This is a genomic window from Cytobacillus solani, assembly GCF_006704205.1.
GTDB classification, from domain to species: Bacteria; Bacillota; Bacilli; order Bacillales; family Cytobacillaceae; genus Cytobacillus; species Cytobacillus solani.
Genome location: NZ_CP041305.1, coordinates 5,086,390 through 5,113,124, shown reverse-complemented (window position 1 = coordinate 5,113,124; position 26,735 = coordinate 5,086,390). Strand labels below are relative to the sequence as shown.

Annotated in this window: 32 protein-coding genes; 19 read left to right on the top strand and 13 right to left on the bottom strand. The window is 37.3% G+C overall.

The features are described 5' to 3' along the window. Positions 1 to 23: 23 nt before the first annotated feature. Positions 24 to 1,691 carry a ribonuclease J1 gene (rnjA, locus tag FI644_RS25690; protein WP_053475432.1) on the bottom strand — a complete coding sequence of 556 codons (1,668 nt, stop codon included), beginning with the start codon at positions 1,689 to 1,691 and terminating at the stop codon, positions 24 to 26. 3 nt (positions 1,692 to 1,694) lie between these two features. Next, positions 1,695 to 1,907 carry a DNA-dependent RNA polymerase subunit epsilon gene (locus FI644_RS25685; protein WP_053475433.1) on the bottom strand — a complete coding sequence of 71 codons (213 nt, stop codon included), beginning with the start codon at positions 1,905 to 1,907 and terminating at the stop codon, positions 1,695 to 1,697. 602 nt (positions 1,908 to 2,509) lie between these two features. On the opposite strand from FI644_RS25685, the gene FI644_RS25680 reads away from it, so the two are divergent. Then, positions 2,510 to 3,280: a Cof-type HAD-IIB family hydrolase gene (locus tag FI644_RS25680; RefSeq protein WP_056683981.1), complete on the top strand. Its 771-nt coding sequence runs from the start codon at positions 2,510 to 2,512 to the stop codon at positions 3,278 to 3,280. 45 nt (positions 3,281 to 3,325) lie between these two features. On the opposite strand, the gene def is transcribed toward FI644_RS25680, so the two are convergent. Further along, a complete protein-coding gene (gene def / locus FI644_RS25675; protein WP_053475435.1) occupies positions 3,326 to 3,880 on the bottom strand; it encodes a peptide deformylase in 555 nt (184 codons plus the stop codon). Between the two features lie 424 nt (positions 3,881 to 4,304). Next, positions 4,305 to 4,445, bottom strand: a complete 141-nt coding sequence (locus tag FI644_RS25670) for a YjcZ family sporulation protein (protein WP_075209126.1) — start codon at positions 4,443 to 4,445, stop codon at positions 4,305 to 4,307. A gap of 444 nt (positions 4,446 to 4,889) precedes the next feature. On the opposite strand from FI644_RS25670, the gene FI644_RS25665 reads away from it, so the two are divergent. The 5 genes from FI644_RS25665 to lpdA all read left to right on the top strand — a co-directional run bounded on the left by FI644_RS25665 (position 4,890) and on the right by lpdA (position 10,995). Then, positions 4,890 to 5,558, top strand: coding sequence for a YkyA family protein (locus tag FI644_RS25665; RefSeq protein ID WP_231690048.1), 669 nt, complete (start codon positions 4,890 to 4,892; stop codon positions 5,556 to 5,558). Between the two features lie 523 nt (positions 5,559 to 6,081). After that, the gene (pdhA, locus tag FI644_RS25660) at positions 6,082 to 7,197 is read left to right on the top strand and encodes a pyruvate dehydrogenase (acetyl-transferring) E1 component subunit alpha (RefSeq protein ID WP_053475437.1); all 1,116 of its coding nucleotides are present in this window, start codon (positions 6,082 to 6,084) and stop codon (positions 7,195 to 7,197) included. Between the two features lie 3 nt (positions 7,198 to 7,200). Then, entirely contained in the window at positions 7,201 to 8,178 is a 978-nt protein-coding gene (locus FI644_RS25655; protein ID WP_053475438.1) for an alpha-ketoacid dehydrogenase subunit beta, read from the top strand. 81 nt (positions 8,179 to 8,259) lie between these two features. Then, a complete protein-coding gene (locus FI644_RS25650) occupies positions 8,260 to 9,582 on the top strand; it encodes a dihydrolipoamide acetyltransferase family protein (RefSeq protein ID WP_053475439.1) in 1,323 nt (440 codons plus the stop codon). Positions 9,583 to 9,585: 3 nt separating this feature from the next. Continuing rightward, positions 9,586 to 10,995 (top strand): dihydrolipoyl dehydrogenase, encoded by a 1,410-nt coding sequence (gene lpdA, locus FI644_RS25645; RefSeq protein ID WP_142108958.1) that lies wholly within the window; start codon positions 9,586 to 9,588, stop codon positions 10,993 to 10,995. 40 nt (positions 10,996 to 11,035) lie between these two features. Here lpdA and FI644_RS25640 read toward each other — a convergent pair whose 3' ends face one another. Then, positions 11,036 to 11,413, bottom strand: a complete 378-nt coding sequence (locus FI644_RS25640) for a hypothetical protein (RefSeq protein ID WP_053475441.1) — start codon at positions 11,411 to 11,413, stop codon at positions 11,036 to 11,038. Positions 11,414 to 11,627: 214 nt separating this feature from the next. Between FI644_RS25640 and FI644_RS25635 the strand changes: the two genes are divergently transcribed. Then, entirely contained in the window at positions 11,628 to 11,870 is a 243-nt protein-coding gene (locus tag FI644_RS25635) for a hypothetical protein (RefSeq protein ID WP_053475442.1), read from the top strand. Positions 11,871 to 11,896: 26 nt separating this feature from the next. Here FI644_RS25635 and FI644_RS25630 read toward each other — a convergent pair whose 3' ends face one another. Together FI644_RS25630 and FI644_RS25625 are read right to left on the bottom strand one after the other, a co-directional pair. Beyond that, entirely contained in the window at positions 11,897 to 12,238 is a 342-nt protein-coding gene (locus FI644_RS25630; RefSeq protein WP_053475443.1) for a hypothetical protein, read from the bottom strand. 76 nt (positions 12,239 to 12,314) lie between these two features. Further along, positions 12,315 to 12,764 (bottom strand): DUF1885 family protein, encoded by a 450-nt coding sequence (locus FI644_RS25625; protein WP_246066980.1) that lies wholly within the window; start codon positions 12,762 to 12,764, stop codon positions 12,315 to 12,317. A gap of 143 nt (positions 12,765 to 12,907) precedes the next feature. On the opposite strand from FI644_RS25625, the gene FI644_RS25620 reads away from it, so the two are divergent. Both FI644_RS25620 and FI644_RS25615 read left to right on the top strand, forming a co-directional pair. Continuing rightward, complete coding sequence (locus FI644_RS25620) at positions 12,908 to 13,207, top strand: DUF3055 domain-containing protein (RefSeq protein WP_053475444.1); 300 nt, start codon at positions 12,908 to 12,910, stop codon at positions 13,205 to 13,207. 213 nt (positions 13,208 to 13,420) lie between these two features. Beyond that, positions 13,421 to 13,540, top strand: a complete 120-nt coding sequence (locus FI644_RS25615; protein ID WP_075209127.1) for a GapA-binding peptide SR1P — start codon at positions 13,421 to 13,423, stop codon at positions 13,538 to 13,540. Positions 13,541 to 13,740: 200 nt separating this feature from the next. Here the strand turns inward: FI644_RS25615 and FI644_RS25610 are convergent, their stop codons facing one another. Beyond that, positions 13,741 to 15,210 (bottom strand): aminotransferase class I/II-fold pyridoxal phosphate-dependent enzyme, encoded by a 1,470-nt coding sequence (locus FI644_RS25610; RefSeq protein ID WP_142108957.1) that lies wholly within the window; start codon positions 15,208 to 15,210, stop codon positions 13,741 to 13,743. A 194-nt stretch (positions 15,211 to 15,404) separates the two neighbouring features. Here FI644_RS25610 and FI644_RS25605 point away from each other — a divergent pair, with 194 nt between their 5' ends. Next, positions 15,405 to 16,364: an NAD(P)H-dependent flavin oxidoreductase gene (locus FI644_RS25605; protein ID WP_056683990.1), complete on the top strand. Its 960-nt coding sequence runs from the start codon at positions 15,405 to 15,407 to the stop codon at positions 16,362 to 16,364. 50 nt (positions 16,365 to 16,414) lie between these two features. Beyond that, positions 16,415 to 16,687, top strand: coding sequence for a UPF0223 family protein (locus tag FI644_RS25600; protein ID WP_053475447.1), 273 nt, complete (start codon positions 16,415 to 16,417; stop codon positions 16,685 to 16,687). Positions 16,688 to 16,742: 55 nt separating this feature from the next. Here FI644_RS25600 and FI644_RS25595 read toward each other — a convergent pair whose 3' ends face one another. After that, complete coding sequence (locus tag FI644_RS25595; RefSeq protein ID WP_053475448.1) at positions 16,743 to 17,363, bottom strand: YktB family protein; 621 nt, start codon at positions 17,361 to 17,363, stop codon at positions 16,743 to 16,745. Positions 17,364 to 17,565: 202 nt separating this feature from the next. Here FI644_RS25595 and FI644_RS25590 point away from each other — a divergent pair, with 202 nt between their 5' ends. After that, complete coding sequence (locus tag FI644_RS25590; protein WP_053475449.1) at positions 17,566 to 17,760, top strand: YkzI domain-containing protein; 195 nt, start codon at positions 17,566 to 17,568, stop codon at positions 17,758 to 17,760. Between the two features lie 248 nt (positions 17,761 to 18,008). Continuing rightward, a complete protein-coding gene (locus tag FI644_RS25585) occupies positions 18,009 to 18,809 on the top strand; it encodes an inositol monophosphatase family protein (protein WP_053475450.1) in 801 nt (266 codons plus the stop codon). Positions 18,810 to 18,989: 180 nt separating this feature from the next. Here the strand turns inward: FI644_RS25585 and FI644_RS25580 are convergent, their stop codons facing one another. Beyond that, complete coding sequence (locus FI644_RS25580) at positions 18,990 to 19,175, bottom strand: YlaF family protein (RefSeq protein ID WP_053475451.1); 186 nt, start codon at positions 19,173 to 19,175, stop codon at positions 18,990 to 18,992. Positions 19,176 to 19,380: 205 nt separating this feature from the next. Between FI644_RS25580 and typA the strand changes: the two genes are divergently transcribed. The 3 genes from typA to FI644_RS25565 are packed head-to-tail and all read left to right on the top strand — an operon-like array spanning position 19,381 to position 21,863. After that, positions 19,381 to 21,219, top strand: coding sequence for a translational GTPase TypA (typA, locus tag FI644_RS25575; protein ID WP_053475452.1), 1,839 nt, complete (start codon positions 19,381 to 19,383; stop codon positions 21,217 to 21,219). A gap of 23 nt (positions 21,220 to 21,242) precedes the next feature. Further along, a complete protein-coding gene (locus FI644_RS25570; protein WP_056683993.1) occupies positions 21,243 to 21,560 on the top strand; it encodes a YlaH-like family protein in 318 nt (105 codons plus the stop codon). Positions 21,561 to 21,575: 15 nt separating this feature from the next. Then, the gene (locus FI644_RS25565; RefSeq protein WP_056683994.1) at positions 21,576 to 21,863 is read left to right on the top strand and encodes a hypothetical protein; all 288 of its coding nucleotides are present in this window, start codon (positions 21,576 to 21,578) and stop codon (positions 21,861 to 21,863) included. Between the two features lie 162 nt (positions 21,864 to 22,025). Here the strand turns inward: FI644_RS25565 and FI644_RS25560 are convergent, their stop codons facing one another. Beyond that, positions 22,026 to 22,226 (bottom strand): YlaI family protein, encoded by a 201-nt coding sequence (locus FI644_RS25560; protein WP_053477498.1) that lies wholly within the window; start codon positions 22,224 to 22,226, stop codon positions 22,026 to 22,028. 132 nt (positions 22,227 to 22,358) lie between these two features. On the opposite strand from FI644_RS25560, the gene FI644_RS25555 reads away from it, so the two are divergent. Beyond that, positions 22,359 to 22,814, top strand: a complete 456-nt coding sequence (locus tag FI644_RS25555) for a pyridoxamine 5'-phosphate oxidase family protein (protein ID WP_053475455.1) — start codon at positions 22,359 to 22,361, stop codon at positions 22,812 to 22,814. 110 nt (positions 22,815 to 22,924) lie between these two features. On the opposite strand, the gene FI644_RS25550 is transcribed toward FI644_RS25555, so the two are convergent. Continuing rightward, complete coding sequence (locus FI644_RS25550) at positions 22,925 to 23,515, bottom strand: YhcN/YlaJ family sporulation lipoprotein (RefSeq protein WP_053475456.1); 591 nt, start codon at positions 23,513 to 23,515, stop codon at positions 22,925 to 22,927. Positions 23,516 to 23,676: 161 nt separating this feature from the next. Here FI644_RS25550 and FI644_RS25545 point away from each other — a divergent pair, with 161 nt between their 5' ends. Further along, positions 23,677 to 25,002, top strand: coding sequence for a PhoH family protein (locus FI644_RS25545; protein ID WP_053475457.1), 1,326 nt, complete (start codon positions 23,677 to 23,679; stop codon positions 25,000 to 25,002). 87 nt (positions 25,003 to 25,089) lie between these two features. Here FI644_RS25545 and FI644_RS25540 read toward each other — a convergent pair whose 3' ends face one another. Then, the gene (locus tag FI644_RS25540; RefSeq protein ID WP_053475458.1) at positions 25,090 to 25,587 is read right to left on the bottom strand and encodes a hypothetical protein; all 498 of its coding nucleotides are present in this window, start codon (positions 25,585 to 25,587) and stop codon (positions 25,090 to 25,092) included. A gap of 161 nt (positions 25,588 to 25,748) precedes the next feature. Between FI644_RS25540 and glsA the strand changes: the two genes are divergently transcribed. Then, positions 25,749 to 26,678 (top strand): glutaminase A, encoded by a 930-nt coding sequence (glsA, locus tag FI644_RS25535; protein ID WP_053475459.1) that lies wholly within the window; start codon positions 25,749 to 25,751, stop codon positions 26,676 to 26,678. Positions 26,679 to 26,735 lie beyond the last annotated feature (57 nt).

The following is a 26,735-nucleotide window of genomic DNA, read 5'->3' as shown; positions in this document are numbered from 1 at the left end:
TCAGCGTTTTTTATTTTGTCTTATTAAACTTCCATAATGATCGGTAAAATCATAGGACGGCGTTTTGTTTTTTCGTAAAGGAATGGAGCTAGTGTATCAGTAATCTCATTTTTAATTTCTGACCATTGAGTTGTCTTGCGGTCCATTACTTTGTTTAGATGCTTATTAATAAGTGATTGCGCATCATTAATTAAATCTCCAGATTCTCTCATGTAGACAAAGCCACGTGAAATTAAGTCTGGACCTGCAGCAATTTTGAAATCCTTCATATTAATGCTTACGACGACCACGACCAAACCTTCTTCAGAAAGAATGCGGCGGTCTCTTAATACAATATTCCCGATATCGCCAATTCCACTTCCATCAATATATACGGAGCCAGATGGAATCTTTCCGGCAATTTGAGCTGTATCTTCACTTAATGCAAGCACTTCACCATTATCCATGATGAAGCAGTTTTCTTCTTGTACACCACAATCAACAGCTAATTTTGCATGCATTTTTTGCATACGATACTCTCCGTGTATAGGCATGAAGAATTTTGGTTTTATCAAACGAAGCATAAGCTTCTGCTCTTCCTGGCCACCGTGTCCTGAAGTGTGGATATCACTTAATTTGCCATAAATGACTTCTGCACCAGCACGTGAAAGACTATCAATTGTTCTGCTCACGCTAATTGTGTTGCCAGGGATTGGGGAGGATGAAAAGACAACCGTATCCCCCGGGATAATTTGAATTTGGCGGTGGGTACCATTTGCTATGCGAGAAAGGGCTGCCATAGGTTCACCTTGGCTCCCAGTACATAGAATTGTTACACGATTTGCTGGCAAACGATTGATTTGCTGAGCATCAATAAAGGTATCCTTAGGTGCATTTATATAGCCTAGTTCTTGTCCGATATTAATCGCAGCCTCCATGCTTCTTCCGAAGACAGCAATTTTTCTTCCGTTTAATACAGCTGCTTCAGTTACTTGCTGAAGTCTGTGAATATTAGAAGCAAAGGTAGCAAAAATAACCCTTCCTTCTACTTTGCGGAAAATATCATGAATGCTTTCGCCTACTCGGCGTTCTGACATTGTGAATTCAGGTATTTCGCTGTTTGTGCTATCTGACAATAGACACAAAACGCCTTCTTTCCCAATATCTGCCATTTTTGTTAAATTTGCAGGCTCCCCAACAGGTGTGAAATCAAATTTAAAGTCTCCAGTATGAACAACTTGTCCAGGAGGAGTCTTAACAACAATCCCGTAAGAATCAGGGATACTATGTGTTGTTCGGAAGAAGGTAACAGAAGTTTTTCTAAACTTAATGACATCATCTTCTATAATTTCATGCATCTTCGTTTGTCTAAGCAATCCATGCTCTTCCAATTTGTTTTTTAGCAAACCAAGTGCAAGCTTACCGCCATAAACAGGAATATTTACTTCTCTAAGTAAGTAAGGAATTCCGCCAATGTGATCCTCGTGTCCATGAGTAATGAACAGTCCCTTAATTTTTTCTTCGTTTTTTACTAAATAAGTGTAGTCCGGTATAACGTAATCAATTCCGAGAAGTTCATCTTCGGGAAATTTTATTCCCGCATCGATGAGAATGATTTCATCCTGGAATTGAACGGCATACGTATTCTTACCGATTTCCCCAAGTCCACCAAGAGCGAAAACGGCTGTTTGGTCATTTTTTACAAATTTCATAATTTATCCTATCTCCAATACTATAAAGTCTTCATTTTGCTTTTCATACTCTAAGAATGCTCCTTCAAGAGCGGTAACGAACTCGATATTATATGGTTCGTTTTTTAATTTAAGCCGAACATCTCTTTCAGATTCCCCTTCAACATAAATCGTCATTGTTTTTTCGCGAACGGGTACTTGTTTAATGGACTCTTGAAAATAAACTTTGAAAATCATCTACTATCTCTCCTTAATCCGATATAACTTTTTCTATTATATAAAAAATTAACATGGTTTTCATGTTTTTTCTTATTTAAGATAAATTAACCAAAATAGTAACTTTGTAAGTATGAATGAAAAATCTTATACTGTCTAGCTTCATTCAATAAACAAGGAGCCCTTCACATATTTGAAGGGCTCAAAAATGATTTAGGCAATTGTTTTTTTTCGAAGCATATCTCTCCACTGTTTTAAGAGCTTTTTTCTGAGCTTCTTTAACATTGTGGATCATCTCCTTACATACTATTTTATACGATCCTTGTCCAATGTAAAGTGAATCAAGAATATTACATGCGAAAAGCACTGAAAATCCCTTTTTTTTATTATTATATGCTGATACTAAAGTATCTCTCATGGGTAATTATGGATTATTTTGAAACAAAGTTTATATTCTATTTTGTTTTAAGAGGAAAAATTCATGAGTAAAAAGGGTTAAATAATAGAAGTTTTCGTTTGATTGACATTTTTTTCGCAAGAGGTTAGTGTATTACGGGAAATGAAAGAATTTAAAATTGAAGGATAGAAAAGAAAAGCAATGCCTTGAAAGGAATGAATGAACTATGAAAAAAATTGCATTTTTTGATATAGATGGTACGTTATTGGATAGAAATAAACAATTGCCAGATTTAACAAAAAAAGCTTTAGCAAAATTAAAAGAAAATGGTGTGTTTGTTGCAATTGCAACCGGCCGTGCACCCTTTATGTTTGAAAAGTTAAGAGAAGAGCTGGATATTGATTCTTACGTTAGTTTTAACGGTCAATTTGTAGTATTTGAGAACAAAGTGATCTATAAAAATCCTCTAGATACACAAGAAATAGAAAATTTGTTTTCCTATTCATTGGAGAGGAATCATCCAATGGTGTTCATGGATGAAAAGGTAATGAAGGCTTCAGTTGCGAATGATCAGTATATCGATTTGTGCATCAAAAGCTTGAAATTCCCATATCCAAGTGTAGATGAAAAATATTATAAAAATAAAGAAGTATATCAATCATTAATTTTTTGTGAAGAACAAGATGATGAGCTGTATGAAAAGAATTTTCCAAATTCCCGATTTGTGCGCTGGCATCGATTTTCTACGGATGTTCTACCTGCGGGAGGATCGAAAGCAGAGGGAATTAAACTCATGGTGGAACGTCTTGGATTTAATATGAAAGATGTGTATGCATTTGGGGATGGTTTGAATGATATTGAAATGCTGCAAACGGTTGGTACTGGAGTAGCTATGGGAAATGCCACCGAACAAGTAAAAATGGCCGCTGATGTCACAACGACTTCAGTAGATGACGCTGGAATATGGAATGGATTAAAGAAGTTAAAACTAATCTAAAATAAGTAAAGAAAAAGCATGAACCGAATATGGTTCATGCTTTTATTACCTTTCAATGGGCAGTCCATTTTCAATCGGCTTCAATGGATTTTGCTGATCAATATGATCGTAGAACATTACCCCATTAAGATGGTCAATCTCATGCTGGAACACAATAGCTAAGAGTCCTTTTGCTCTTAATTTTACCTCGTTCCCATCTAGGGTGATTCCTTTGACGGTGATTCGTGCATAACGAGGAACATAGCCGGGAATGGCTTCATCAACAGAAAGGCAACCTTCGCCAGAGGTAAGGTAAGATTTTTCTACTGAATGGCTAACAATTTTAGGGTTAAAAAGTGCATAGCTATGTAAAACGCCTTTTTCATCGTGAACATGAATGGCGATCATCCGTTTTGCAACGTTAATTTGCGGTGCCGCTAAACCGATTCCAGAACGTAATCCATATTTCTTTGCTATTTCAGGGTCTTGGCTATTTTTGATATATTCCATCATGCTTGCTAGTATTTGTTTGTCTTCTTCTAAAGGGGGAGTAGGAACTTCCTTTGCTATTTCTCTAAGCGTAGGGTGACCGTCGCGAATAATATCCTCCATCGTAATCATAAAAATCACTCCTGTGAAAAATATGTTTTCAAATATTTCATTGCAGCTTTTTACCGCATATTATCGGACTGTAAGACTCCTCTTCAAAAAAATGTTGAGGGAACACAAAATTCTAAGTGGGGAATCAGCAGCCCGTAAAAGCACAATTAGTTCAACTAACAATCAGTGGGGATGAAGCCTCCGCTAATTGGAGTTTCACTTGATAATAGTCTACCAAAGTGTAAGTGAAATGTTAATAAAAAGAGAAGGCACAGGTAGCACCTTCACCAATAAAATATTTGCGCAAGCAGCCTAGCTCTATTGGACTTTTCTCCCGCTCCTACGATAAGTTAAGGTCGAATGCGTTATCGCTCTTTGTATTTTCCTTTATCTCGTATTTGGCATCCTAGTCCATACGGCGCTAAGCAAGGTGCTTCCACATTTCTTAACACCAGCAAGAACAGCCAACTATGATGAGTAAAATGAACAAGACGACAATTAGCGCAAATCCTCCAAATCCTACGCCGCCGCCACCACCATAACTCGGATAGCAACAGCCATAACCATATCCGCCATATCCATACATGAAGGATAACCTCCCAAAGTTTTTTAAATTATCGTCCATATGTGTCTTAATTTTAATCGAACGATTAATATAGCCTATGTATCATGTTTTTTTATGTGTAGGCCGATGCCTATGTCATAAATGAAAAGTATGAAGAATAAAATATGAAAATAGGACAAGTCTATCAACCACTGCGTGTTACTAGAATTAAGAGACTATTGCTAATTGTAGAAACAACCTATATAGTAATGGTTGTTATTAGTGATATCCAGCTCAAGCGCCTAGCACCTCGAGGTCATAAGGCAATCCTCCCGCAAAAGGTAAAGAACACCTTTCAGAGAGGCTTGCCTTATGCTTGTCGGGGCTGAACACTAAGGAAAGCTCCTTTGAATAATCCACGCAGGAACAATTTGCCTATTGATTGTTCCGAAGGTGCTTCCGCTTTTAGTATAAGGAGGTTAAAACGTGTCAATTTTGCGCAAAGGCTGCTTTTTTTTCGTAGTTGCCATGGGGATCCTTTTATTATCAGGTTGCTTTAATAAATTAACACCAGTTGAAAAAATTTATAATGTTCTTGAAAAAGTTGTATCCACTGAAAATGTGTTTAAAGAGCAGCAGGAACCGCTTGTCGAATTAGAGCAACAGGAAAAGGAAATTTACGATAAAATTATCTCACTAGGAATGAAAGAAGTAAATGAAATAAATCGACTTTCAGATCAGGCGACAGCCATTGTTGATAAACGCAGGGACCATATGAATAAGGAACAGCAGAGCATTGCTGCTTCACAAAAGGAATTTAATAAAATACTGCCCCTTATTAATGAAATAGAGGAATCTGCATTGAAAGAAAAGGCAGAAAAATTATATGACACCATGACTGAAAGATATAAAATTCACGATGAATTATATCAGCACTATCTAGAAGGGGTAAAACTAGATAAAGAACTGTATCTTATGTTTAAAAAGGAAGACCTTCAGTTGGAGCAGCTGGATACTCAGATTACTAAAATTAATGAAATCTATGCGAAAATTTTGGAAGAGAATGAAGAATTCAATAAAAAAACGAAAGAATATAATGATGCGAAACTATCCTTCTATAAAGAGTCAGGCTTAAAGATTGAAACAAAAGAATAAACTTGCACCTGTCAGCTCTTAATTGATGCTGACTTTTTTATTTTTTTAGGTCTTTGTCAATCGCAAAAATCCATTTTTTGAAAATAATGATGATTATTATTTTTCTATAAATGTGTTATAACACATAAGGGTCTTTTTAGTATTTTTTATAGAACAGAATTTCATATACATTAATACAGTTTTACAAAACTATGTTCATATTAAAAGTATGATAATATTGAAAAACGATAACATAAAGGGATGGTGGTAACTTTTTTTGTGCGAATAATAAGAATCATTAAGAAAATGTGTATCAATTTAGTTGCAAAAAATATTAATACAGAATATGATGATAGTGGATATATAAATATAGGCGTTAATATGGAAGAATGAAAACTGTTAAAGCAGCCTTGCGAAGAGAATAGGGATATAAGGTTTTTTCTTTAAGCGTTTTCTAATTTAACTTCATTTTGGGCATCCTAGAATCTGTGTATGAAAACTCCAAATTATAACGTCTTTTGAAAGAAAGGAAAGGGTGATTCAAATGGCTTCTAAAACAAAGAATTTACAATTCGACGCGAAAAAGCAGCTCGAAAAAGTAGAAGAACAATTTCAGACACTACAAATCCTTAATGAAGAAGGCAAGGTAGTAAATGAATCAGCAATGCCGGAATTAAATGATGAGCAACTACAAGAATTAATGCGTCGTATGGTTTATACTCGCATTCTTGATCAACGCTCAATTTCATTAAATAGACAGGGAAGACTAGGTTTCTATGCACCAACTGCTGGACAAGAAGCGTCCCAATTAGCCTCCCAATTTGCTTTAGAGAAAGAAGACTTCATTTTACCGGGATATCGTGATGTACCTCAAATGATTTGGCATGGATTGCCTTTATCACAAGCCTTCCTATGGTCACGCGGTCATTTCGAAGGTGGAAATATTCCTGAGGGAGTGAATGTAATTGCTCCACAGATCATTATAGGTGCTCAATACATTCAGACTGCTGGTGTAGCGCTAGGGATGAAGAAACGCGGAAAACAATCTGTAGCTGTTACGTATACAGGCGATGGCGGAACTTCCCAAGGGGATTTCTATGAAGGAATTAACTTTGCTGGCGCATTTAGTGCACCTGCTATCTTTATTGTTCAGAATAACCGCTTTGCCATTTCAACTCCTGTCAGCAAACAGTCTGCGGCTAAAACACTTGCACAAAAAGCTGTTGCAGCAGGTATTCCTGGTATTCAAGTGGATGGCATGGATCCTCTTGCTGTTTATGTCGCAGTCCGTGAAGCTCGTGAGCGTGCAGTAAACGGGGAAGGCCCAACATTAATTGAAACTCTTACTTACCGTTATGGTCCACATACAATGGCCGGAGATGACCCGACTCGCTATCGAACAACTGATCTTGATAACGAATGGGAGAAAAAGGATCCTCTTGTCCGATTCCGAAAATTCCTTGAAGGGAAAGGGCTTTGGAACGAAGAGAAGGAAAATGAAGTTATCGAAAAAGCCAAAGAAGATATTAAAGTAGCTATTAAACAGGCTGATGATACACCAAAACAAAAAGTGACGGATTTAATATCTATTATGCACGAAGAGATGCCTTATAATTTAAAAGAACAATACGAAATTTATAAAGCAAAGGAGTCGAAGTAAGCCATGGCGCAAATGACTATGATTCAAGCAATTACTGATGCCTTACGCACAGAATTGCGAAACGATCCGAATGTATTAGTATTCGGTGAAGACGTAGGCGTAAACGGTGGTGTATTCCGTGCGACAGAAGGTCTTCAAAATGAATTTGGCGAAGAGCGTGTATTTGATACGCCGTTAGCTGAATCAGGAATCGGCGGCTTAGCAGTTGGGCTTGGTTTACAAGGCTACCGTCCTGTTCCAGAAATCCAATTCTTTGGATTCGTTTACGAAGTGATGGACTCTATTTCTGGTCAACTTGCACGTATGCGTTATCGTTCGGGCGGACGCTATCATTCTCCAGTGACTATTCGTTCGCCATTTGGGGGAGGCGTACATACCCCAGAAATGCATGCTGATAGCTTAGAGGGTTTAATGGCTCAACAGCCAGGTCTTAAAGTAGTTATTCCCTCCACACCATATGATGCGAAAGGGCTATTGATATCAGCTATTCGTGATAACGATCCGGTTATTTACTTGGAGCATATGAAGTTATACCGTTCTTTCCGTCAGGAGGTACCGGAGGAGGAATATACTATTCCTTTAGGAAAAGCAGACATCAAGCGTGAAGGAAAGGATTTGTCAATTATTACTTACGGTGCAATGGTGCATGAATCACTGAAAGCAGCTGAAGAGCTTGAGAAGGAAGGGTTCTCTGCTGAAGTAATTGATTTACGTACTGTTTCTCCAATAGACATCGAAACAATTATTGCTTCTGTAGAAAAAACAGGACGTGCGATTGTTGTACAGGAAGCACAAAAGCAAGCAGGAATTGCTGCAAATGTAGTAGCTGAAATCAATGATCGTGCAATTCTTAGCCTTGAGGCACCAGTATTGCGAGTGGCAGCTCCCGATACTGTATTTGCTTTCCCGCAAGCTGAAACGGTTTGGCTCCCAAATTACAAGGATATTATCGAAACAGGCAAAAAGGTTCTAAATTTCTAGACAGCATATTTTACAGGGGCGAAATCATTACCCCTGTTTCCTTAGAGTGATCAATTAAGCAGTGTAGGAGGTTGATTCCAAGTGTCATTTGAATTTAAATTACCTGACATTGGTGAAGGTATTCATGAAGGTGAAATCGTTAAATGGTTTGTCAAATCTGGCGATAAAGTTCAAGAAGATGACGTACTATGTGAAGTGCAAAATGATAAAGCTGTCGTTGAAATTCCTTCTCCAGTTGCAGGAACCGTAGAAGAAATTAAGGTCGAAGAAGGAACGGTTGCAACAGTAGGACAAGTGCTTATCACTTTTGATGCACCTGGATATGAAAATTTGAAATTTAAAGGTGATGAAGAAGAACCGGCAGGCAAAGAGACAGCTCCGGAAATAAACACTCAGGAGACACCACAACCGGAAGGGCCGAAGAATCAGGAGACAGTTAATGCAACAACAGCCCCTGTTGAATCGGATTCTAATCGACGTATTATCGCTATGCCTTCCGTTCGAAAGTATGCTCGCGATAACAGTGTTGATATACAGAAGGTTGCAGGCAGCGGTAAAAATGGCCGTGTTGTAAAATCGGATATTGATTCGTTCATTAATGGCGGTGCTGCTGTTCAAGCACAGGAAGCTACCGAACAAGCAGCTCCTGCACCACAGGAAGCAAAAGCAGCTTCAGCTGTAAATGCAATTCCACAAGGGCAGTATCCTGAAACACGCGAAAAAATGAGTGGCATCCGTAAAGCAATTGCGAAAGCGATGGTAAACTCAAAGCATACAGCTCCGCACGTCACATTAATGGATGAAGTTGATGTTACAAAGCTAGTAGCTCACCGCAAGAAGTTCAAAGAAGTTGCAGCAAGCAAAGGAATTAAGCTTACATTCCTTCCTTATGTTGTAAAAGCATTAACAAGTGCATTGCGTGAATTCCCAACATTGAATACATCGATTGATGATGAAGCTAGTGAAATTATTCAAAAGCACTATTACAATATTGGAATTGCAGCAGATACTGATAAAGGACTATTAGTGCCTGTAATTAAAGACGCAGATCGTAAATCTACATTTGCTATTTCGAATGAGATAAATGAACTTGCTACTAAAGCACGTGAAGGAAAACTTGCTCCAGATGAGATGAAGGGTGCATCATGCACGATAACAAATATTGGTTCTGCCGGCGGACAATGGTTTACACCGGTAATCAATCATCCTGAAGTAGCTATATTAGGAATTGGCCGCATCGCAGAGAAACCAGTAGTAAAAGATGGAGAAATCGTTGCAGCACCAGTTCTTGCTTTATCTTTAAGCTTTGATCATCGTATAATTGATGGGGCAACAGCTCAAAATGCTTTGAATCATATTAAACGTTTACTAAACGATCCGGAACTATTGTTAATGGAGGCGTAAAAAATGGTAGTAGGAGATTTTCCAATCGATACAGATACGATTGTCATCGGTTCTGGCCCTGGCGGGTATGTAGCAGCTATTCGTGCAGCACAGCTTGGTCAAAAAGTGACAATAATTGAGAAAGCAACCTTAGGTGGAGTTTGTTTAAATGTTGGGTGTATTCCTTCTAAGGCATTAATTTCTGCGGGACACCGTTATGAAAATGCTAAGCATTCTGATTCAATGGGGATCATTGCTGAGAATGTTACGGTGGATTTCACAAAAGTACAAGAGTTTAAAGCTGGAGTAGTAAAAAAGCTTACCGGCGGTGTTGAAGGTCTTTTAAAAGGGAACAAGGTTGACATTGTAAGTGGAGAGGCTTACTTTGTTGATGGAAATACACTGCGTGTGATGGATGAAAATTCAGCACAAACCTATACATTTAAACATGCAATTATTGCAACAGGCTCAAGACCTATTGAATTACCAGCATTTAAATATGGAAAACGTATTCTTGATTCAACTGGCGCACTTGCACTTCAAGAAATACCTAAAAAAATCGTCGTTATTGGCGGGGGTGTTATCGGTATCGAGTTAGGTGGTGCGTATGCTAGCTTCGGCTCAGAGGTAACGATACTCGAGGGAGCTGATGATATTCTTGTCGGCTTTGAAAAGCAAATGACTACACTCGTTAAACGTAAGCTGAAGAAAAAGGGCGCTGAAATTGTTACAAAAGCACTTGCTAAAGGTGTTGAAGAAAATGAAAACGGCGTTACTGTCAAATACGAAGTTAAAGGTGAAGAAAAATCACTTGAAGCTGACTATGTATTTGTTATGGTAGGGCGCCGTCCAAATACGGATGAATTAGGATTAGAACAGGTTGGCATTAAAATGACTGACCGTGGTGTCATTGAGATTGATAAACAGTGCCGTACAAGTGTTAACAATATTTTCGCGATCGGTGATATTGTTCAAGGACCTCAATTAGCGCATAAAGCTTCATATGAAGGTAAAATTGCAGCAGAGGTTATCTCTGGTCATCATTCAGAAATTGACTACTTAGGTATTCCGGCAGTTGTCTTTTCAGATCCTGAATTGGCTTCTGTTGGTTATACAGAAAGCCAAGCAAAAGAGGAAGGCATTGAGGCAACGGCTGCGAAGTTTCCATTTGCTGCAAATGGCCGTGCACTTGCTTTAGATGCAACAGATGGCTTTGTAAAACTTATTACTAGAAAAGAAGATGGGTTAATAATTGGTGCTCAAATTGCAGGTGCCAATGCTTCAGATATGATTGCAGAATTAGGTTTGGCGATTGAGTCAGGCATGACTGCAGAGGACTTAGCTATGACCATTCATGCTCACCCAACACTAGGTGAAATATCAATGGAAGCAGCAGAGGTTGCACTAGGAACTCCAATTCATATCGTTAAATAAATAAAAGCTCCAGAGACCGAATCTTTAGTCTCTGGAGCTTTTATTTTTTTTCTAACGCTGAATTGATTGGCGCTACAATTTGCTCTTTGGTTGCCTCTCCTTTTACCTTTACAAGAATTTGATCATTATAAACAAGTAGGATTGCAGGGCAGCGATCAATATCAAATTGATCATAGTATTTTCTTGCATTCTTCGCTGTAATGATCTTCATGTTTTTTATGTCGATAGGAAAATCTTTTTTTAGCTCAATTATCGCATCATAATAAGAAACTTCCTGTTCGTATGCTTGGTCATCCGTGAAAAATATGAGTTGTTTTATGTTTTGATCGATATTTAAGTCTTTTTTAGAATCAACATGGTTACATGAGGAGGTTATAAAAAGAAGAGAAGCGATGAATAATAGTGGCAACCCTTTCATATTCTATTCCCCACCTTGCTTATTATATAAATAAAATGAATATTTTCACATTTTTTTGAACAAATTATGATTATTTTACCATATGAAAATAATCAAATAGCCCTTGTCACCTAAATGTTACAGAAATGAAAAATAAGATTTTCCTTTTCTACATATATTACAAATACAAGCACTTTTTAGTGAAAGAGATATAGACATTTGTGGTGGTGAGAGCATGAAGACTTATACTGCGCTGCTTTTGCAGCTTATTATTTGGAGTGGTTACACCTTTATTGAGTGGTTATCTAGATATGATCAGCTTTTATATAAAGTATTAATGTTTTTTGTGTTTTTTTATATTGCCATTATTATAGGAAATACAATTATGAAATCTGTAAAAAAGACATTATTTGTAACTTCTTTAAGTTTAACTTTATACGCATCCTTCCATTTTACAATGGCCGTTGTAAATGGATAAGATCTTTTTAAATATAAAAAAGAGCCTCATTGGGGCTCTTTAACTGGCTTTCCTTTGAAAAATCTTGCGATAATACTATAAATCGCAAAGAAAAATAGGAAAAAGCATACGAAGGAAAGGATAAACGGAATAATATTAAATTTTGTTTCCCTCTCAAAAGGGGATTCAAACTTTATTTCCAGCGGGTAAAGCTCTTCACCGGCTGGAAGAGTAATTGTTTGTTCAGCATATGGAAAGGGTCCTCCAAAGGATAATTGCTGATTTAATATTTTTGGCTGCGTTTCAAAGTATGAGTAAAAAACGAAAGGAGATATGAGCGTTATCACAAGGCTAAATATCCCTACTATGATTATTCTGTGTTTTATCATGAATTCACCTCATTGCTGTATTGCTCAAATAGAGTAAAATAGAAGAACAGCGATCAGCCGTCCTTCTATTTTATTTCTACTTTCTAGGATAAAAATACATTACACGTCCATTAAATAAATGTAATTCACCTTGCAGTTTTTTTGCTAAAAATCTGCAAAACTCATTGGCTTTGCCCTTGTCTCCAAATGTTGAGGATTCTGGAAGGGTAATCTGTATGTATGATTGTTCTTGCTCTGATTCATCCTCATTTATGGCAGTTTCTTTATCTACGCCAAGTAAAATAATGTTATACCGATCATTTTCCGATTTCAGGTAAAACCATTTACCTTTTCCATCAGGCATTTCTTTCATTTCATATGGAAAGGCAGCCTCATTATAATTCCAGTCAACCTGACTGCCAGTTTTTGCTGTTATTTCTTTGAAATATAGAAATAAGTCTTTTATGTCTTCAGTTGTTACTGTTTCTTTTGCTGATGAAGGCACGAGCTTAATATATGCATGACTTTCCACCATCCATCCCCCCATATCTTGTTTACTCTCCTTTTCATTCTAGCATTGATTAAAAACTTCTGACAACTTAATATGATGAATAATAAAAAATACTTGTAATTATTCAAAAAAATAATTATAATAATATTCTAAATATTAAAATAAAAAGGAGGAAAAATATGAACCTATTTGAGAAGCTATATGATGAGAATGAAAATGCTAAAGTTCGTTTTGTCGGCTTTACAACCGAACAAGCCAGATATGATTTTGGGATTGTGTTTACAAATCTTTTCTTTGGAAAACCTCTAGTTGTTTGTATGCAAACTGGCCGCTCCACTCTCCTCGACCCTAAGGACCTCGAAGATAAGGCTTATTTACAAAAAGTCTTTAAAATGGATACTCACCATCAAGCAGAAGATTTAAGCGAATTTTTTAAAATTGCTCTCCCAAGCCCTTCCTTTGAGACTCAATATGAATAAGCTGAAATAGCCTGTTATTACTTCTAATAAAATATGTGTTATACTATTCGACCGTAATTTTTGTGCTAAGATGAAAAGTTTTCCATTATTTTCTTTTAATGAGTTATACAATTTAGGCTTGAAAAAATAATAATGCTATATTATTATTAACTTAAGGTTATTAAAACGCTTACAATCATTTATGCGATAACTCATTGAAAAGGGGAATGGAAGATGGGCACACTTGTATGCCAAACTTGTAATTCAACAATTGATCACTTCGAGGATGAAAAAGTAACAGTTTTGTATTCAAAGTGTAATTGCTGTAATGATGATAAAAAAAAGACTAAATAATTTTTTTGAAAAATAAATCATACTCTGTATACCCATAAATAGAGCCTTCCAGCAAAATAGGAAGGCTCATTTTTGTCTAGCGCAAGCGTCTTACCTCCTTGAGGAGATAAGTCAAGCCTCCAAGAAAGGTAAAATCACTTTCTCGAGAGGCACGCTTTGTGCTTGTATGGGGTTATCAAGATACTTCCGCATTTCTTTTTTTATTTTATGGCACGATGTTCTTTAATTACCCGCAGGTATTTAAAGTCATAATCCTCTGGACCTTGAACTGGAAGCCCTACTTCCATATTGGTTTTAATATATAATAGGTTATCCTTCGTTATAATTTCTCCTGGAATAAAAATCGGAATCCCCGGCGGATAAACCATAATAAATTCAGCGATAATTCTGCCTTCCGATTCATCAAATGGAACTAGTTCTGTTTCAGCATAAAATGCATCTCTTGGTGAGAGTGCCAATACAGGAATATCAGGAAGCAATACTTGAGCTTCAATCTTGTTTGGTTTACTATGTCGCTCAGTTGATAATTCCTTCAATGCTTGAATGAGTATGTCTGCCTCTTTCTTGGTATCACCTGGTGTAATAATACAAAGAATATTGTACAGGTCTGACATTTCTACTTCTATATTGTATTTTTCACGAAGCCAAACTTCGACGTCAAAACCGCTTAACCCAAGCTCTTTTACCGAAATGATTAATTTTGTCGGGTCATAGTCAAAAGCAGCTTTAGACTCCAGAATTTCTTCTCCGACACAGTATAAATGTTCGATTTCATTCACTTGTTGACGAATGGATTGAGCAAGTGATATCGTCTGATCGATTAGTGCCTTCCCGTTAATAGCTAATTGTTTTCTAGCTACATCCAAAGAAGCAAGTAATAAATAGGATGTAGAAGTCGTGGTTAGCATGCTAAGAATGGATTGTACTCTTTTAGCAGACACAAGGTTTCCTTTCATATTTAAAATGGAGCTCTGGGTCATTGACCCTCCTAGCTTATGGACACTTGTTGCTGCTAAATCCGCGCCTGCCTGCATAGCGGATAATGGCAAATCATCATGAAAATGAATATGAACTCCGTGTGCTTCATCAACGAGCACAGGCACTTGATACGAATGGGCGATCTCAACTATTTTTTTCAAATCAGCAGAAATACCAAAATATGTTGGATTGATCACTAGAACGCCCTTTGCGTCAGGATGCTGTTCAAGTGCTTTAGCGACTGAATCTGTTGTGATTCCATGTGAAATACCAAGGTCCTTATCAATTTCCGGATGAATAAAAATTGGAGTTGCACCTGAAAAAACAATTGCAGACATAACAGATTTATGGACATTACGCGGAACGATTATTTTTTCACCTGGGCCGCATACAGCCATGACCATTGTCATGATTGCCCCGCTGGTTCCTTGAACGGAGAAAAAGGTTCGATCTGCACCGAAAGCCTCAGCTGCCAAATCCTGTGCCGATTTAATGATGCCCTTTGGCTGATGTAAATCATCAAGTGGACCAATATTAATAAGGTCAATGGCTAGTGCATTATCGCCGATATATGCTCTGAATTCCGGATCCATTCCATTTCCTTTCTTATGACCAGGAATGTGAAATTGAACTGGATTTTTTTGTGCATGTGCTAATAGACCGCTGAATAACGGTGTTTCTAATTGAGACAATTTAATCTAACACCTCTTTAAGTGGAAAAGTAATAAAACAAATGAATTATAGCATTATTCATTTTCTTTGCATAGAAAGAAATATTGTCACAAAAACTTCTTCTTAAATTATTATAGTTTTGGGATGAAAACAGGAAAATATAACATTAAAATAGAATTAATAATATAGGTTGGTGGATAAGGAGGGTCACATATTGAATTGGAACACACGTGTAACGGAATTATTAAAAATTAAATATCCCATTATCCAGGGAGGTTTAGCTCATCTAGCCTATTCTGATTTAGCTGCGGCTGTATCCAATGCCGGGGGGTTAGGCCAGGTCACAGCAATGTCGTTGGAAAGTCCCGAAGCCTTAAGAGAAGAGATTCAAAAAGTAAAACAAATGACGGACAAGCCATTCGGTGTGAATTTTGCAATTGGGCAGCATGGTAGACCCTTTTCACATTATCTTGATATAGCTATTGAGGAAGAAGTGCCTGTTATTTCAATGACAGGGGGAAACCCAACACCTTTCTTTGAACAATTAAAGGGAGTAAATGTGAAGAAACTTGTTCTAGTTGCAGCAAAGAGGCAGGCTGTGAAAGCAGAGGAGCTTGGAGCTGATGCAGTAATGGTCGTTGGACAAGAGGGGGGAGGCCATTTAGGGAGAGATGATATCGGTTCGATCGTATTAATTCCACAAGTGGCTGATGCTGTGTCTATTCCTGTTATTGCTTCTGGTGGAATTGGTGATGGGAGAGGAATGCTTGCTGCTTTAAGCTTGGGGGCAGAGGGTATTGAGATGGGAACAAGATTTGTAGCCACCAAGGAATGTGTCCACGCATCAGAATTATATAAAACTAGACTTGTTGAGGGAAATGAAAGTGATACTGCTGTGATTAAGCGATCAATCGGTGCTCCAGCAAGAGTGATTGCTAATGAATGGGCAAGTAAAATCCTGGAAATTGAAAGGGCAGATGGAAGCTATGAGCAATTAAAAGACTATATTAGCGGGAATGCTAACAAAAAGTATATTTATGAGGGAAAGGAAAATGAAGGCTACGCTTGGGCAGGGCAAGTAATGGGATTAATTAAAGATGTACCAACTGTACAAGAACTTTTTGATCGAATGATTTCTGAAGGTGAAAAAATTCGTAAAAAGTGGGCTTTATAACTAGCGGAATAAAAAATTATCAGCATGAATTTACATAAGGGGGGGGTAAAATGGAATTTCAATATCCAATTGAAACAGACTGGTCGACAGATGAAGTAATTGATGTCATCCAATACTTCCAAAAAGTCGAAGAAGCGTATAGTAGAGGAGTGGATCGGGATCTTTTTCTAGATGCCTATCGCCGCTTTAAGGAAATTGTCCCTGGGAAAGCACAGGAACGAAGGATCTGTGACGAATTTGAAGAGGTGAGCGGATTTTCTTCATACCGAACGGTCAATGCTGTCAAAGCTGCTGAATCAGGAGGAAAAATAAAAATGAAATAACGATAATAATAAAACCTCCAAGTCAGGAGGTTTTATTAGAAAAAAATTAGGTGGTTTACACCATTTTATAAAGAGGTATTAATTCTTTAAATACAGATTCAGCTGTTGCAAGAAAATCCTCAGGAGCCATTTTAATCGCTTCATCTTTTGGAAGGTTTATTCCACAAAGGATTTCGGCCTTTTTAATCTTTTGTAGACGAACAAACATTTCCTGTAACTCTTTCTTCGTTAAATCACCATGACGAATGACAGATGGTTTTGTGTGATCAATGGACCAAACAAAGTGTGCAGGCGTTTGTTCATAAACCCTAGTTAGGTTTGCTTTTAACGTTTTTCCGAAATCTTGTTTATGCGGTGCCTCGTAAATGAGGGCGAACCAAATAAATACGTGAGTTTCCCATAAACCAATTTGAAAATGAGGAAGCATTTTATAGCCTCTAGGATTATTAGCGAAAGCTACCCAAGTATCATTTGGCGGATTTTTTGTTCTTCTAGCATGTTTGGCAACATGTGTATACATTTCATCCCCTGTCTCGACTGTAAGCATTGGTGTAAAATATTGACCTAATTCCTCAAGCTTTGGCCTAATATGCGTTTTTAGTGCATCCATACGTTCTTCTAAACCTTCGATTGTAAAAGTGAGAAAGTCAGTATTTGTAAAGCCAGTAAATGCCATGTAAAAAACCTCCTTCAAGCTCTGTCAAATATTGTAGCATACTTGCAAAAAAACAGTAATCATCATGCTTTTCTACAAAATCTTATGTAAAAATAGGTAATCGCACAAATTTGTTGCAAGTAAACAAGATTCCTCATAATATAATAGTAAAAATAATCAGAAGAAATAAAATTTAAGATTATTTGGAAGGGGTGTATTGTCAATGAAACAACTTATGAACTCGGTTAAGAACAGTCCAGGAGAAAAAGAAAGAACTGCAGTTTTACGGTTGGAGATGGATTACGAGCTTGCTACTTTATTTGAGGCGATGAATACTGAAAATGAAGAAATGAAAACAAAAAGTAAGCAAAGGCTGGAAAGAATCAGACAGGAATTGTTAAGACTGAAAGCTCTTTAGAAAATGGTCTAATCATGTTAAAGGAGAAAGATTGAGAAACATGTATAATGAAATACGACTTAACCAATAAAAACGAACTCCTAGAAGGAATTAGGGGTTCGTTTATTATTTTGCCCAGCAGGAGAGGATAATGCTTGAAGCAATTTTCTTTATCATTTAAGCTATTGTTATTTCATAAATGAATTCACTCAAAATAAGTATCTGACACAATGAAACAATCTTGGTGAAAATAGTTCGGAGGGAATCGGATGACTAAGTGGAAAGAGATAGATCGTAACGCTAAGTCTTGGATATTGGAAGCTGGACAAAGGATTAAGCAATCGTTTAGTAAAACACTAACCATTGAAACAAAATCAAATGCAAATGATTTAGTAACGGATATTGACAAAAATACGGAACAATTTTTTATAAAAAAAATAAAGGAACACTATCCAGATCATAAAATCCTTGGGGAGGAAGGGTTTGGAGATCAAATCAGTGATTTAAAAGGGATTGTTTGGATTATCGACCCAATAGATGGGACGATGAATTTTATCCATCAGCAAAGAAATTTTGCGATTTCAATTGGAATTTATGAAGATGGGATTGGTCATGTCGGTTTAATTTATGATGTTGTCCATGACGAGTTATATCATACCATCAGGGGAAATGGAGTATACCTTAACGATCTTCTGCTTCCATCTTTACAAGAAGTCCAAGTGAATGAAGCAATTATTGGAATAAATGCAACATGGGTGACTGAAAATAAACGAATTAATCCGCTCCTTTTAGCACCTCTTGTAAAGCACGCGCGCGGTACGCGTTCCTACGGCTCAGCAGCTATAGAAATGGCATATATCGCTTCAGGAAGAATGGATGCATACATTTCGTTAAGGCTAGCCCCTTGGGATATTGCAGCGGGAATCATATTAGTTGAAGAGCTTGGTGGTATAGCAACAACTCTAAAAGGAGAGCCGATCAATTTCTTGGAGAACAATTCATTATTTATTTCTAAACCGGGACTTCATCAAGAGGTAATGAACAAATATCTAAATGAGGGAAATTGGTAAAAGTTCATAAACTAATAAAAAAAGATGACCAGTCTTTGTTTCGCTGGTCATCTTTTGTCTATCTCCGGCTCCTAGCCCCTCTTGGGTCTAGAAAAGCCGACTAGAAGTTTTAAGAACGACCTTCCATCCAGCTTGCCTTATGCTTGTCGGGGCTGTATAATCGCCTCCGTTTTTCGATTCTTATAGTATTCCATTTTCTCTCATTTTCTTCTTAGTTTTGAAACCAAATCCCATTGCTACAATTAAACCAATAATTGCTGCAAAGATCCCAATGATGCTTTCTTCTGCCACCGCTATCCCAATTCCCATTATGCATAGTGTTGCGAGAATCGCTAAAGCTAATAATGGCCATTTAATTTTCTTCAAATTTTGGACCCCCTCAAATGAAGCAGTATGTAATAAAAATGATTTTACGGTGGATAACATAGAAAATAAAGCGTTTTATTTATCTTGCTTTATATTTTACACAAAAAACTTTTAAGTTTCCACTTTAAATATGGTATAATGTTTCAGTTGTACGTAAGAAAGCAGAAATGCTCTAAATTGTTAAATACAGGTAGGAGGAACTTCCTTGAAATTAAGAGAAGATATTCGTAATATTGCCATTATTGCTCACGTCGATCATGGTAAAACGACTTTAGTAGATCAGCTTTTAAAGCAGTCCGGAACTTTTCGTTCGAATGAACATGTAGAGGAACGGGCGATGGATTCTAATGATATTGAAAGAGAACGCGGGATTACTATTTTGGCTAAAAATACTGCGATTCAATATAAAGATACACGAATTAACATTCTTGATACCCCAGGACACGCTGACTTTGGCGGAGAAGTAGAAAGAATCATGAAGATGGTTGATGGGGTATTATTAGTTGTTGATGCCTATGAAGGATGTATGCCGCAAACACGCTTTGTTTTAAAGAAAGCATTAGAACAAAACCTAACTCCAATTGTTGTTGTTAATAAGATTGACCGTGACTTTGCTCGTCCAGAAGAAGTTATTGACGAAGTGCTTGATTTATTTATTGAGCTTGAAGCAAATGAAGATCAGCTTGATTTCCCAGTTGTTTATGCTTCTGCGATTAACGGTACAGCAAGTACAGACCCAAGTAAGCAAGATGAAAACATGCAGTCTCTATATGATATGATTGTTGAAAATATCCCTGCGCCAGTTGATAACAAAGAAGAACCGCTTCAGTTCCAAGTTGCCTTGCTTGATTATAACGATTATGTAGGAAGAATCGGAATTGGCCGTGTTTTCCGCGGAACGATGAAAGTTGGACAGCAAGTTGCTTTAATGAAATTAGATGGCACAGTTAAAAATTTCCGTGTGACGAAAATTTTCGGTTTCTTTGGTTTAAAGCGTCAAGAAATTCAAGAAGCGTATGCTGGTGACTTAATTGCCGTTTCAGGAATGGAAGATATTAATGTAGGGGAAACTGTTTGCCCTGTTGAACATCAAGATGCATTGCCGATTTTAAGAATTGATGAACCTACATTACAAATGACTTTCCTTGTTAATAACAGTCCATTTGCCGGAAGAGAAGGAAAATATTTAACATCTCGTAAAATTGAAGAGAGACTACGTGCGCAATTACAGACAGATGTAAGTCTTCGTGTAGACAACACAGACTCTCCAGATGCATGGGTTGTTTCTGGACGTGGAGAATTGCATTTATCCATTCTAATTGAAAACATGCGTCGTGAAGGCTATGAGCTGCAAGTGTCTAAGCCGGAAGTTATCGTTAAGGTTATTGATGGAGTGCGTTGTGAACCTGTTGAGCGGGTACAAATCGAGGTGCCTGAGGAACATACAGGATCGATCATGGAATCAATTGGGGCTCGTAAAGGTGAAATGCTAGATATGATCAATAATGGAAACGGTCAGGTTCGCTTAGTGTTTAATGTACCTGCACGTGGATTAATTGGTTATACGACAGAATTCTTAACGTTAACACGCGGGTTTGGAATCATTAATCATACATTTGACAGTTATCAGCCAATGGCTCAAGGTCAGGTTGGAGGACGTCGTCAAGGTGTGCTTGTATCTATGGAGAGCGGAAAAGCCTCAACTTATGGTATCATGCAAGTAGAGGATCGCGGAATCATCTTTGTAGAAGCTGGAACTGAGATCTATGAAGGGATGATTGTAGGCGAACATACTCGTGAAAATGACATCACTGTAAATATTACGAAAGTAAAGCACGCTACCAATGTCCGTTCAGCGAATAAGGATCAAACAGCAACAATGAAGAAGCCACGTATCATGACGCTTGAAGAGGCGCTGGAATATTTAAATGAAGATGAGTATTGTGAAGTAACTCCAGAATCCATCCGTCTGCGCAAAAAGATCCTTGAGAAAAACGAACGTGAGAGAATGACGAAGAAGAAAAAATATGCTGAAATGAGCTAAGGGATGAAGGGGGAGGAGAAAAAGTGGGAGATGTAAATGAGAGTCTGTCTTTTTTCGCTGCTTTATTCAAAGTCCAAGAAAATTCTGAAGTGGGAATGTGGCTTCTTTATTTAACAATTGTTGTTTTATGCATTATTGTTTTTAAATTGGGATTTGCTAAAAAACTGCCAATTGCAAAATCAATAATTATTTATCTTTTTCTCATTTTGGGTTGTACAATTTTAACCTTTTTTGCAGTCTTCTTACCAATTGCCGAAGGTCTTGTCGTTGCTGCCTTAATTTTAATTATCTACAAAATCCGCCTTCATCAGACAAAAAAACTTGAAGGAAAAGAATATTAGGATGGAGTGGAGCATATGAACTCATTACAGGATGCTTTATACAATTGGCTGACAATTAAAGTTGTATGTGATGAAAGGCCTGAAGATACGGCGGCTGCTGATACAGAAAAAATGTTCTGGGGCATGCTTTCAGATGATCATCAACTATCGAATATTGAAATTGAAACGGACGCAGTCATGTACTATGTCCACTATGATCATGCTGGAGATAGAAAAAAAGCACGCTTTCCAAGAGAACTCATTGAAATTATGCTAAACCAGATTAATGCAAGTCCTGAAAAGTATGAGAATTATCCCGAATAAAAAAACCGTCTGTTCTTATAGAACAGGCGGTTTTTTTCGGGATAACTTGTGAGTTTAGGAATTGTCTGGCTCCAGCGCCACGCTGACATACAGGACGTCGTGTGTCGACCTCGAGATCACAAACCATGCCCGAGGGGGATCAAGGAGCTTACGCTTTTCTATTTACCATTCATCATCAGTAGTCTTGCTTTGATAAAGCTTAAAGTTACCTGTTTCGATTCTTTTTTGCGTTTTGTAGGCTATTCTTTCATTGCACTCCATGCACATATACGTATGTATGGGACGATTTCTTAGTTTCTTTGCTTGAAGAGATTCATTTTCTATCGTTTCTATTTTATCGCATAAAACACATTTTACTTTCATTTTGCACCTCTGGAAATCCTTATTTTCTTCTCTAATTTTATTATATAATATGTAGACCATCATATCGAATTTCTTTTGTAGTCTTGAAAGTTAAGGAGGGGCATACTATGATGGGGAAGAAGGAGTGATGAAATGGCAAATCAAGTTGAACCAAAACTAATTAAACCGTTGTTTGATGAATTGCAGCAGGAACGATTTGTAACAGTGGCAACTGTTGATCATGAGTCCGGTGGTCCCAATGTCAGTGCAATTTCATGGACGCTTGCAAAGAATGAAGAGACGATCTATTTTGCAGTTGATAATCGTTCTAGAATCATCCAAAATATTATTAAAAATAACAAGGCAGTTATAAATGTAATTGCGAATGAGTCTACATATTCGATTAGCGGTGTGGCAACGATTAAAGAAGAAAAATTAGAAGGTGTTCCTTTAAAGCTTGCATTAATCGAATTAACGATCGAAGAAGTAAGGGATGTAATGTTTTATGGATCAAAGATAACGACAGTTCCGCAGTACGATAAAACATATGATAAGGTTGCAGCAGCACGCCTTGACAAGCAAGTGATGGACGCAATGAAAAAAGCTTAGTGAGTCACTAAGCTTTTTTCATTCAGCTAATCAGAATTTATCTCCATAAATTCTGAACGCATAAGAAAAACTAAGCATTCGCTGAAAGGCTTTGCGAATGCCAAGTTTTTCTAATTATTTTTATGGAAATTTGAATGCTTCTCTTGTTTTTCATCAAGATTATTTTCCTCTTTATTGTTTAGCTTCTTTTTAGGGTCTTCAGTTGCTTTCTTGGGGTTTGAATCAATGATGTCAGCAGGTATTTCAGGCATTAATCTCCCGGAAATATCCGCAAGCTCGTTCATAATCCCTTGTATAGGCTTTCCGGCCTGAATATCGTCTGACACCTCTTTAAGACGTGCATTTATATCAGGGTCTGCAATAATAATTGCTCTTGCTCCATGCGGGTCATTTTTTAGACTCTCGGCTACAGAATATTTTATCGTTCCTACCTCTGAGCGTTCCAGGTTTTTATTAACATCAATTCCCACAATCGCATAGTTTCCTATTACGACTGCTGTTGCATCATTTACATTAGGAATGCTTGAGGCGAGATTTACTAGGTGTTTTGAAATATCCTGTCCGGTTGTTCGATCCACCTCTTGAATTGTGCTGTTTTTGACATTTACTATATTTTGTTTTTGCCCTTCTTGAACTGAATCATTATTAACCCCACATCCGCTTAATAATACAGCAGTGAAAATAACTAGCCATTTTTTCATGTTATCCGCCTCCAAAGGTAAAGCTTCACAACTAGCATTTCGCTTTTCTTATGTATTATTGTGCAAAATTTCTTCTATCTTTATTCGAAAAATCATATATTTAATCAAAGTTCTATTCGTTCCACTGTTAAGATGATCTAATAGGGGCAGGAGGCATCGAATTGAGGAAAATATATGTGTTAGATACAAATGTCTTGTTACAAGATCCGAATGCTATCTTCTCTTTCGAAGAAAATGAAGTGGTAATTCCCGCCGTTGTATTAGAAGAGGTTGATTCCAAGAAAAGATATATGGACGAGATTGGCAGGAATGCAAGGCAAGTATCCAGACTTATTGATGGTTTAAGAGAATCTGGCAAGCTCCACGAGAAGATTCCATTAGAAAATGGAGGGAGCTTGAGAATTGAATTAAACCACCGGTCCTTTCAGCAATTACAAGAAATCTTTGTTGAAAAAACAAATGATAATCGAATATTAGCAGTGGCGAAAAACCTTTCTCTCGAAGAAGGGGAAAAAGTAGATGGACGAACCGTTATTTTGGTCAGTAAAGATGCGCTTGTCAGAGTGAAGGCTGATGCAATTGGATTACATTCTGAAGACTTCTTAAGTGACAGAGTCATTGAAAACGATCATTTGTACACGGGATATATGGAAGTTTTTATTTCGAAGGAAAAATTGGATCTTTTTTATGAAAAAGGAGAACTATCACTTTCTCTAATCCATTCGCCAGTATATCCAAATCAGTTCCTTTTGATGAAGGACTTACTGGGGTCTTCCTCTTCTGCACTTGGAATCGTTGATAAAAAGGAAAATAAGGTTAAACGGCTTATTTTTGATCACGAGCATATATGGGGAGTTAAACCGAGAAATGTTCAACAAACGATAGCGATGGAGCTTTTATTAAGGAAAGAATTGCCGTTAATCACCCTAACAGGAAAAGCAGGCACAGGAAAAACCCTTATTGCGCTAGCATCTGGGTTAATGCAAACGGAAGATTTCGGATATTATAAGAAACTGCTTGTGGCCAGGCCGATTGTACCTGTCGGAAAAGATCTTGGCTTTCTTCCAGGTGAAAAAGAAGAAAAGCTTAGACCTTGGATGCAGCCGATATATGATAATTTAGAGTATTTATTTAATGCAAAGAAGCCAGGGGAATTAGATGCCATCTTAGCAGGGATGGGATCAATAGAGGTGGAAGCATTAACTTATATAAGGGGAAGAAGTATTCCTGACCAGTTTATTATTATTGATGAGGCACAAAATTTAACCAAGCATGAAGTGAAAACAATCCTTACCCGTGTTGGCGAGGGCAGTAAAATTGTCTTAATGGGTGACCCGGAACAAATCGATCACCCTTATTTAGACGCTTTCAACAATGGACTAACATATGTAGTAGAAAAATTTAAAGATCAAAAGATTTCTGGGCATATTAAGCTCATCAAAGGGGAACGATCCAGACTTGCACAGTTAGCTGCGGACCTTTTGTAGAAATGAGTTTTGATGCTATCATTTTTTACATGTACAATTAGGTAAAGATAGAAAAGGGCGATGATATTTTCATCGCCCTTTTTCCATTTATTCCACTCTAAATGCCTTCACGTTCTTTATTGGATTCCCTTTATTGGAACCATCTCCATAATAAATATATGCAGGTCCATCTTCTATCAATGGTTTCCCATTTTCAGAAAAACCTAAAACTAGTTCTTCTGCTTGTTCAATTGGAATACTGATTTCTTCCTCTTCACAAACAATTATTACCGTACTTGCATGACTCTCCGGTTCTGCATTTTTTAAAAAAGGTTTAAATGGGATTCCGAATGTACCTGTTAGCACCTTTTCTTTCTCAAACTTTTTTTCCGTTTTCAGAGTAGGAGGAAAGATAGCTCCCTCCATAATTTCCCTATCCCAGTGCTTGGAAATTTCCTTTGTGTATTCTTCTAATTCATCTTTTTTTTCTTCTTCTTTATTAAAATAAGTAGTTAAATCAACACGTCGATCATCAAAAATCCATACCCCTGGATCTAGAGTGATTGGATATTTTACTTTCCCGCTAAATAAGATAATTTTTTCCATTACTAATTCCTCCTAATAGGGACAAGAACAAACATTGATTACAACCGTAAGTATACAGATTTTTTTGGAATTTGTCATACTCATGACTTAATGAGAGAATGAAATCGATAGAAACATGAAAAATAATATACGATGAGTAAAAATGTTTGGAGGAAGACTGAATGACATGTAAATCAAATGCTGATTTGCAGGCAATTGTAGATGAAGTTCGTTCCATTTCAGAAAAAGGAACAGTTGCAGATTATATCCCAGCGCTGGCAAAAGTAAATAAGTCTGATTTGTCAGTTGCTATTTATGAGAGGAATCATTCGTGTATTTATGCAGGAGATTACATGAGGAAATTTACGCTGCAAAGCATTTCGAAGGTGCTAGTTCTTGCGCTTGCTCTTCAAGATAGGGGTGTAGACTATGTCTTTGATCGAGTTGGGATGGAGCCGACCGGAGATCCGTTTAATTCGATTTCAAAGCTAGAAACATCTATCCCTTCTAAACCGCTCAATCCGATGATAAATGCTGGTGCCCTTGCTGTTACAAATATGATCAAAGGAGAAAGTGAGAATGAGAGATGGGAACGTATCCTTCAGTTTGTAAGCTGCCTAGCGAACAAACCGAATGTTTCTTATGATTTAGAAGTAGCAAATTCCGAACTTGAAACAGCATGGCTAAATCGGGCACTATGTTATTTTATGAAGCAGCACAAAGTAGTTGAAGGGGATATAGAGGAGTTAATGATGACCTATACGAAACAATGCGCCATTGAAATGAATTGCTTTGAATTGGCGAGAATTGGTGCGGTTTTTGCCTTAAATGGGCTGGATCCAGAAACAGGAGAAAGGCTGATTCCGGTACATATCGCACGGATTTGTAAAACATTTATGGTTACATGCGGGATGTACAATGCCTCTGGTGAATTTGCAATAAAGGTGGGAATCCCTGCTAAAAGCGGCGTTTCGGGAGGGATTCTAGGGGTGGTTCCTGAAAAATATGGCATTGGCATCTTTGGTCCAGCCTTAGATGAAAAAGGCAATAGTATGGCGGGGATTAAATTACTTGAAATTCTTGCGGAGAGATACAACTTTAGTATTTTCTAGTTTTTGTTTGCAAAATGATCATTCTATTCCCTATGTACACCGTATTATCCTTGCTTT

Coding starts and splice junctions, on each gene's coding strand:
- rnjA (WP_053475432.1), bottom strand. CDS start 1,691: ATGAAATTTGTAAAAAATGACCAAACAGCCGTTTTCGCTCTTGGTGGA.
- FI644_RS25685 (WP_053475433.1), bottom strand. CDS start 1,907: ATGATTTTCAAAGTTTATTTTCAAGAGTCCATTAAACAAGTACCCGTT.
- FI644_RS25680 (WP_056683981.1), top strand. CDS start 2,510: ATGAAAAAAATTGCATTTTTTGATATAGATGGTACGTTATTGGATAGA.
- def (WP_053475435.1), bottom strand. CDS start 3,880: ATGATTACGATGGAGGATATTATTCGCGACGGTCACCCTACGCTTAGA.
- FI644_RS25670 (WP_075209126.1), bottom strand. CDS start 4,445: ATGTATGGATATGGCGGATATGGTTATGGCTGTTGCTATCCGAGTTAT.
- pdhA (WP_053475437.1), top strand. CDS start 6,082: ATGGCTTCTAAAACAAAGAATTTACAATTCGACGCGAAAAAGCAGCTC.
- FI644_RS25655 (WP_053475438.1), top strand. CDS start 7,201: ATGGCGCAAATGACTATGATTCAAGCAATTACTGATGCCTTACGCACA.
- lpdA (WP_142108958.1), top strand. CDS start 9,586: ATGGTAGTAGGAGATTTTCCAATCGATACAGATACGATTGTCATCGGT.
- FI644_RS25640 (WP_053475441.1), bottom strand. CDS start 11,413: ATGAAAGGGTTGCCACTATTATTCATCGCTTCTCTTCTTTTTATAACC.
- FI644_RS25635 (WP_053475442.1), top strand. CDS start 11,628: ATGAAGACTTATACTGCGCTGCTTTTGCAGCTTATTATTTGGAGTGGT.
- FI644_RS25630 (WP_053475443.1), bottom strand. CDS start 12,238: ATGATAAAACACAGAATAATCATAGTAGGGATATTTAGCCTTGTGATA.
- FI644_RS25625 (WP_246066980.1), bottom strand. CDS start 12,764: ATGGGGGGATGGATGGTGGAAAGTCATGCATATATTAAGCTCGTGCCT.
- FI644_RS25620 (WP_053475444.1), top strand. CDS start 12,908: ATGAACCTATTTGAGAAGCTATATGATGAGAATGAAAATGCTAAAGTT.
- FI644_RS25615 (WP_075209127.1), top strand. CDS start 13,421: ATGGGCACACTTGTATGCCAAACTTGTAATTCAACAATTGATCACTTC.
- FI644_RS25600 (WP_053475447.1), top strand. CDS start 16,415: ATGGAATTTCAATATCCAATTGAAACAGACTGGTCGACAGATGAAGTA.
- FI644_RS25595 (WP_053475448.1), bottom strand. CDS start 17,363: ATGGCATTTACTGGCTTTACAAATACTGACTTTCTCACTTTTACAATC.
- FI644_RS25590 (WP_053475449.1), top strand. CDS start 17,566: ATGAAACAACTTATGAACTCGGTTAAGAACAGTCCAGGAGAAAAAGAA.
- FI644_RS25585 (WP_053475450.1), top strand. CDS start 18,009: ATGACTAAGTGGAAAGAGATAGATCGTAACGCTAAGTCTTGGATATTG.
- FI644_RS25565 (WP_056683994.1), top strand. CDS start 21,576: ATGAACTCATTACAGGATGCTTTATACAATTGGCTGACAATTAAAGTT.
- FI644_RS25560 (WP_053477498.1), bottom strand. CDS start 22,226: ATGAAAGTAAAATGTGTTTTATGCGATAAAATAGAAACGATAGAAAAT.
- FI644_RS25555 (WP_053475455.1), top strand. CDS start 22,359: ATGGCAAATCAAGTTGAACCAAAACTAATTAAACCGTTGTTTGATGAA.
- FI644_RS25550 (WP_053475456.1), bottom strand. CDS start 23,515: ATGAAAAAATGGCTAGTTATTTTCACTGCTGTATTATTAAGCGGATGT.
- FI644_RS25540 (WP_053475458.1), bottom strand. CDS start 25,587: ATGGAAAAAATTATCTTATTTAGCGGGAAAGTAAAATATCCAATCACT.
- glsA (WP_053475459.1), top strand. CDS start 25,749: ATGACATGTAAATCAAATGCTGATTTGCAGGCAATTGTAGATGAAGTT.